This window comes from Neisseria sp. (genome assembly GCF_030523955.1).
In the GTDB taxonomy this organism is placed as follows: Bacteria; Pseudomonadota; Gammaproteobacteria; order Burkholderiales; family Neisseriaceae; genus Neisseria.
The window spans coordinates 1-4446 of sequence record NZ_JAUNHL010000097.1 but is presented as its reverse complement, the minus strand read 5'-3'; the positions used below and the strand labels follow the sequence as shown (position 1 = coordinate 4446).

The following is a 4446-nucleotide window of genomic DNA, read 5'->3' as shown; positions in this document are numbered from 1 at the left end:
ATGTCCCTTAGAGAGATGCTACTCCAAAATAGCACCCATTTTGTCCCTTACGCCTTTAATAAACATTTTTATAATTTTTTATAAGCAAGCCTGTCGGCGGCACGCACTAAGTTAATTGGCTATATAAGCGCATATTGCGGCGGCAGGCGAAGTTTCTGCTGTTGTTCGGGCTGGCGGTTGCGGCCGACCGCAATCAATAATACCGGTAAAAAATGGTCTTCCAGTGCGCAGACTTTACGCACGGCATCGGCGTCAAATCCGCTCATCGGGCAGCTTGCCCATCCGGCTTCTTGTGCCGCCAGCATTAGCGGCATGGCGGCGAGGCTGGCGCTTCGGATCGCTTCATCCCGCTGTGCTTGCGGTTGCAGATGGAAAGCATCGAATGCCGCCGTTTCCCAAGTATGGGCGGTGGCTGCCGGCAGTTGCCCCGCCGCTACCACCGGAGCGAGTTTATCGCCTAGTGTGCGGTAGGCCTGTAAATCGCCGCTGATCACGAAAACCGCCGCCGCTTGGCTGATTTTTTCTTGGCCGTAAGCTGCTGCTTGCAGCTGCTGTTTGGCTTCGTCGCTGCGAACCACCGTGAAATGCCAGTTTTGCAAGTGATAGGCAGAAGGAGCCAGAACGGCAGCGGCCAGCAGTTCCCGAATATCGGCTTCGTTCAATGTATCGGGCGAGAATTGATGAACGGAAACACGATTGACCAGCAAATTCATTAAAGAACTCATTTTTTCTCCTTGTGGTTACAGAAAAAAGTTGGTTTAGAGCCGGTTGTTGATACAACGCACGGTGGTATTTAAAGTTAGAACTTCCCGTCGTCTGCGGCGTTAAAAATGCTCGCAAGATGTTCAATCTTGCTGTGCTTTTTGCCTTGCATCTGCAGATTTTCCTTCAAAAAACCGCTTCGCAAGCACTGTGACTACACGCTCTAATTTTTCTCCAATACCTGTTGCACGCCGTAAATCGATGCCAGTACCAGCGAAAAGCCCAGCAGGGCGCGCGGCCCCATTCCCTGATCGAGCAGCAGCCAGCCCAGCAAATAGGCGCATACCGGGCTGAGCAGCCCCAACGAAGACACCACGGCAGGCAGATCGGGCTCCAGCAGGTAGGCGGCGGGAAGCAGGCACAAACCGCCCAACAGCAGCTGCCAGCCGGTGAGCGCCAGCACCGATAGTTTGACCGGCCAGCGTTTGGTTAAAAAAATGCCCGATGCTGCCGAAACCGCTCCGGCCAGTGCCGCTGCGATACCCAGCGTATCAAACCGAGTCTGCGGGGAAGCCACCATCAAGATGACACCCGCCACCCCGCAAAGAGCTGCAACCCATGTCATTTTCGGCGGTCTGCTGCCGGCCAGAACCATCAACACCAAGATCATCAGCGTTTGAGTGGAGCTTAAAATCGCTGCCAAGCCGCCGGGCAAACGGTAGGCCGCTACAAACAGCATGGCTTGGAAAAAGCCCAGATTGAGTATGCCCAAAATCAACAGTTTGCCCCAATCCGCCCGTGCCGGCCATTCGCGCGTCCACAGCAACAGCAGCAAGCCGGCCGGTAATATCCGCAATACGGCGGCAGTCAAAGGCCGGTCGGGAGGCAGGAATTCGGTGGTCACAAAATAGGTACTGCCCCAAATCAGGGGAGCCAAGGCGGTCAGCAGGAGGGTGGGGGTGTGTGCAGGCATCGGATATGCTCATTTATCTTGAATTAAAGATAATATAACGCTTATTTGTCTTGTTTTCAAGATAAATATATAATCCGAATATGTAAAAACAAAAAAGTGCGAAACGATGGATGCGGTCGATAAGATATTGAAACAATGGCAAAACGAAATGCCTGAGTTGGAAGCAGAGCATATGGTGTTGTTCGGGCGGCTGAAGCGCTGCACGGCCTTGCTGACCCCCAAACTCGAGCAAGTGTTCAATTTATATGGATTGGGCAGCGGTGCTTTCGACGTACTCGCCACCCTGCGCCGGGCTGGCCCCCCTTATTGCTTGACGCCCACCGAGTTGTTCTCCTCGCTGATGGTAACTTCAGGCACCATGACTACCCGCTTAAAAAGCCTTGAAACGCGCGGCCTGATCGAGCGCCTGCCCAATCCGCAAGATGCGCGCAGCTTGCTGGTCCGGCTCACGCCGCAGGGCAAGGCATTGGTAGAAGAGGCGCTGTTTCCGCATGTGGCCAATGAAAAACAGCTTCTTGCCGCATTGCCGCCGGATGTGCGCCGGCGGCTGGAAGCGGATTTGGCGGTACTGATGCGGGTGTTGGAAACCGATGCTTCCGAAGAGTAGCCGTGGCGGTGCGGCAGCGCCTGCGCGAAGTTAAGTTAACCCGTGTATAAAAGCCGGCCGGACGCTTGCTTGCCGGTGTTGCCGGCAACTGTAGCCGGGTGTGTCTTATGAATCATTGCGTGATGTTCATCAAACCTTCATCTTTCTTTTTTATATTATTGGTTCCGCACAACTCTCCCATCCCCTGTTATGGATATCAAAACACTATCGGCTCCGTTTTTCGCCGCCGCAACCTTGAGCAGCCTCTCCCATGCGGCCACGCCATATCCTGTCGAATTGGCCGGACATGCGATTTTACCTGCGCAAACCTTTATCAGCCCGCCCGCCGATGCGCCGCGCGATTTGAACCTTAGCGGCAAATTCAGCGAAGGCCGGCGGAACAACCAAGCTGCCAGCATGATGGGGAAGTCCAATGGCCGGGAAACGGGGATAAGTTTTCCGTTTCAAGGGCAGCCGGTGCAAGGGCATTCCGGCATCAAGGTAATGAAAGACGGCAGTATCTGGCTGCTGACCGATAACGGTTTTGGCAATAAGAAAAACTCTACCGATTCGGCGCTGTTTCTCCGTCAATACGAAGTAGATTGGAAAAACAACCGCTTAACTGCCCAAAAAACCATTTTCCTGCACGATCCCGATCAAAAGGCTCCTTTCCGCATTGTGCACGAAGATACTTCGCAACGTTATCTGACCGGCGGCGATTTTGATCCGGAAAGTTTGCAGTTCGCTAATAACCGCCTGTGGATAGGCGAAGAATTCGGGCCGCATTTATTGGAATTCGATTTAAACGGCAAACTGATTGCCGTGCACGATACGCTGGTGGACGGCAAAACCGTGCATTCGCCCGATTATGCCAAACTTACCTTGCCGGCTACACCGCAAGAGACGACCGATTTTCAGGTGAGGCGTTCAAAAGGTTTTGAAGGCATGGCCATGTCGCCTGACGGCGGCAAGCTTTATCCGCTGCTGGAAGGTGCCTTGTGGAATCAGGAACAAAAAGCTTATGAGCAGCTCGGTAACAAACACTATCTGCGGATTTTGGAATTCGACACCGCCACCCGCGCCTACACCGGCAAAAGTTGGAAATATGTTTTAGAAAACAACGATCATGCCATCGGCGATTTCAATATGATTGACGATCAATACGGCCTGATTATCGAACGCGACAATCAAGAAGGCACATCGGCCTATCCCTGCGGCGGCAAAGATACCGCCCGCTGTTTCGACAAACCGGCCAAATTCAAACGGGTGTATAAAGTGCGGCTGACCGACAATGGAGTGGCCGAAAAAGTCGGCTACATCGATTTGATGAATATCGGCGACCCGAAAAAACTGGCTAAAAAGCCGCTGGTTAACGGCAGGTTTGTCTTTCCGTTTTTCACGATCGAAAACGTAGATATTGTCGATAAGCACCATATTATCGTCGGTAATGACAACAATCTGCCTTTCTCTTCCAGCCGCGAGCCAAACAAGGCTGATGATAATGAATTGATTTTATTGGATGTGGGCGATTTTTTGAAAACAAATTGACGAATAACGCGCATGCGCCCGCACGTTAGGCTAAATCATTCCGTTTTGTCGATCGGCAGGCGTTTGATTTTCTCCCGGTTTTTCACCATGGTGAGAGTGGGTAGGTTAATGTCGTTTTTGTAAAAGACGGCAACTTCATATGTGTTTGAGTTTATTGGTGCTGTCGATATTCAGGCCTGAGACCTTTGCAAAAAAACCAAAACTCCTCTAAATTCCCCCTAAAGAATTCAGAGGAGTTTTTTTATGAGCAGCTTCTTCCACCAACAAGCCCAAATAATGATGAGCAAACATATCGACAGCTACCCGTTGCTCAAAATTAACCGGCTACTCGATTGGCAGTCCATCGAACAACTGCTCAACCAGCAAAAGACCCGTTACATCCGCGACCACCGCGGTCGCCCCGCCTATCCGCTACTGCCCATGCTCAAAGCCGTATTGCTCGGCCAATGGCACAGCCTCTCCGATCCGGAATTGGAACGCTGTCTGGCTACCCGTCTGGATTTCTACTTCTTCTGCGGTTTTGATGAGGTCGCCTTACCTGATCACAGCACCCTCTGCCGTTTCCGCAATTGGCTGGCACAAGATGACACCTTAGCCCGGCTTCTCGAACTGATTAACCGCCAGCTGACCCAAAAAG

The 4446-nt window shown here is 52.1% G+C and carries 5 protein-coding genes; 3 read left to right on the top strand and 2 right to left on the bottom strand.

Features of this window, described 5'->3' with window-relative positions:
• Positions 1 to 119: 119 nt before the first annotated feature.
• A complete protein-coding gene (locus Q4C79_RS12930; protein ID WP_303091433.1) occupies positions 120 to 725 on the bottom strand; it encodes a nitroreductase family protein in 606 nt (201 codons plus the stop codon).
• A 200-nt stretch (positions 726 to 925) separates the two neighbouring features.
• A complete protein-coding gene (locus Q4C79_RS12925; protein ID WP_303091432.1) occupies positions 926 to 1675 on the bottom strand; it encodes an EamA family transporter in 750 nt (249 codons plus the stop codon).
• A gap of 106 nt (positions 1676 to 1781) precedes the next feature.
• Between Q4C79_RS12925 and Q4C79_RS12920 the strand changes: the two genes are divergently transcribed.
• The 3 genes from Q4C79_RS12920 to Q4C79_RS12910 all read left to right on the top strand — a co-directional run.
• A complete protein-coding gene (locus Q4C79_RS12920; RefSeq protein ID WP_303091431.1) occupies positions 1782 to 2282 on the top strand; it encodes a MarR family winged helix-turn-helix transcriptional regulator in 501 nt (166 codons plus the stop codon).
• Between the two features lie 189 nt (positions 2283 to 2471).
• Positions 2472 to 3809, top strand: a complete 1338-nt coding sequence (locus tag Q4C79_RS12915; RefSeq protein ID WP_303091430.1) for an esterase-like activity of phytase family protein — start codon at positions 2472 to 2474, stop codon at positions 3807 to 3809.
• 243 nt (positions 3810 to 4052) lie between these two features.
• A partial coding sequence (locus Q4C79_RS12910) for a transposase (RefSeq protein ID WP_303091429.1) occupies positions 4053 to 4446 on the top strand: 394 nt, incomplete at its 3' end.